This window comes from Spirulina sp. CCY15215 (genome assembly GCF_016888125.1).
Taxonomy (GTDB): domain Bacteria; phylum Cyanobacteriota; class Cyanobacteriia; order Cyanobacteriales; family Spirulinaceae; genus CCY15215.
In genome coordinates, this window is sequence record NZ_JACSWA010000061.1 from 1 (window position 1) to 282 (window position 282).

The 282-nt window shown below is 43.6% G+C and carries 1 pseudogene; it reads left to right on the plus strand.

Annotated elements, in window-relative coordinates:
- A pseudogene (locus tag JUI58_RS27430) lies at nucleotides 1-282 on the plus strand (hybrid sensor histidine kinase/response regulator); the annotation flags it as partial.

Consider the following 282-nt stretch of genomic DNA (forward strand, 5'->3'; position numbering starts at 1 on the left):
TTGCGTAAACCTTTTCGGGAAGACCAGATATTTCAGGCAATGGAGAAACATTTGGGAGTGCGTTATATTTATGAGGATTCGAGCCAAAAGTTGCCGACTGTCTCAGAAACAGAGGTGTTAAATGAGGAAAGTTTTCGGGCTTTGTCCTCGGAATTGTTGGTTCAATTGCGAAGGGCTGTTGTCATTGCTAACAAAAAGGAAATGGCTGCCGCAGTTGAGACAATTGGGTTAGAAAATACGGCTTTAGCAGAGGCGATCGCCCACTGTCTCCATAATTTTGAA